The organism is Streptomyces sp. NPDC058239, assembly GCF_042882185.1.
GTDB lineage: Bacteria > Actinomycetota > Actinomycetes > Streptomycetales > Streptomycetaceae > Streptomyces.
The window spans coordinates 1-1,774 of the sequence record NZ_JBHVWS010000142.1 but is presented as its reverse complement, the minus strand read 5'-3'; the positions used below and the strand labels follow the sequence as shown (position 1 = coordinate 1,774).

The window sequence follows — 1,774 nt, the reverse complement described above, 5'->3', positions numbered from 1 at the left end:
CAGATGATCAATTCCAAGGGATCGCCTGCGCGTACGAGCGCTCGTCGTTGCCGCAACGCAGCCACCAGGCCACGGCCGGCGAAGCAATTTGGCGTCACTGGCCTCCGGGTGGCCGGTCAAGATGCGTCGCTGGAGATGCCTGGCCGCAGGATCGACCGTCCGGCCACCAACGCCGCACGGATCGCTGCGAAGTTGGCGCCGCCATGGTCGAGAAGGTCGGTGGCCAAGACGTCTTCGAGCTCCAGCTCGTCGTCGATATCGCTCGCGAAGTTCTGGCGGTTCGGATGACCCATGACGAACGCCTGGGGATCTTCGGCGAACACCATGTTGAAGCCGGAGGTGTTGATGACTATGCGGGCGGTGGTGCGTCCGCAGACGACGAGGATGCCGTAGTTGTCGTGACCAAAGACGCCGTTCGACGCGGTCAGGTCACCGCGCACCACCACGTTCGGCTCTCCGTCGACGAAGACGTTACGTGCCCGCAGGTCTCCAGTCACCAGCAGAAAACAGCCGCCACCATAGGACGACCACGACAGGTCCCCACCGACAGTCAGGTCCCCCGCCACGATCACGTTGCAGGGATTCCAGTCACCGGGTGGTTGTGAGACAAGGTCGCCGTCAACGGTCAGACCGGTGGCGTACAGGCGAATCTCCTGCTCGCGAGCGAAATCCCGGTACGGATACCCGACGTCGGCCGACACCGCGAACCTCCTTTCGGCTTGTTCAGCGTCGAGGATTCGATGTTGTGGCAACAGACTCGCGGACATGCTGCCCAATGTAGGTGATCAATCCCAAGGGGCGCCTGCGGAGACGAGAACGAGGGCGTCCAAAATTGCTTTGTGACGAACAACCTGGACACCCTCGCGACAGCACTCCATGCGACGGCCGACGACCTGCTGAAGGAGCATCCGGACTTGGCAACGTGGCGACCACCGGTCGGCATCGCACCGCGCCTGAGCGATGCCGAACTGGTCACCCTCGCGATGATGCAGGCTATGCTCGGCTTCACCTCCGAGGCCAAGTGGCTCCGCCACGCCCGCGCCCACCTGCGGCACCTCTTCCCCTGCCTGCCCCAGCAACCTGGCTACAACAAGCGGCTGCGCAAGGCCGCCCGCCTGCTCCGCGGGATCATCCGGATCCCGGCCACCAACACCTCGGTGTGAGCGACGACGTATGAATCGTGGACTCCACACCTGTGGAATGCGGCCGCTCACGCGAGACCGTCAAACGCTCCGACCTCGCCGGATGGGCTCAGTACGGCTACTGCGCCAGCCACAGCCGCTTCTTCTGGGGACTGCGCCTGCACCTGATATGCACCCTTCAGGGACTGCCCGTCGCCTTCGCCCTGACCGGAGCCGAAGCCGACGAACGCGAAACCCTCCTCGACCTCCTCGCCGCCGAACCGGACTTCCTTCAAAGCAGACCCGGACAGACACTGATCGGCGACAAGAACTACTTCGGCCGCGCCTTCGAACACGAACTCGCCGAGCATGGAATCCAGTTGCTGCGGCCGACCCGCAAAGGTGAACGGCAGAGAACCGGCACGCACTTCTTCAAGCCCCTGCGGCAAGTCATCGAGTCGATCAACGAGACGCTCAAGGGACAGCTCGACCTCGAACAGTACCGAGGACGCACCCCCGGTGGGGTCATCGCACGCGTCATGCAACGAATCCTCGCGCTGAATGCCTCGATCTGGCACAACGACCACACCGGACGAAACACCCTCCGCTCGCTCACCTCGTATGACCACTGACCCCTTGGAATTGATCATCTA

General features: G+C 63.4%; 1 protein-coding gene and 1 pseudogene. One reads left to right on the top strand and one right to left on the bottom strand.

The annotated features are described in order from the left end of the window. Nucleotides 1–116 precede the first annotated feature (116 nt). Nucleotides 117–767 carry a hypothetical protein gene (locus ACFVYE_RS47245; protein ID WP_383979809.1) on the bottom strand — a complete coding sequence of 217 codons (651 nt, stop codon included), beginning with the start codon at nucleotides 765–767 and terminating at the stop codon, nucleotides 117–119. Nucleotides 768–839: 72 nt separating this feature from the next. Here ACFVYE_RS47245 and ACFVYE_RS47240 point away from each other — a divergent pair. After that, nucleotides 840–1,753, top strand: a pseudogene (locus tag ACFVYE_RS47240) (IS982 family transposase). Nucleotides 1,754–1,774 lie beyond the last annotated feature (21 nt).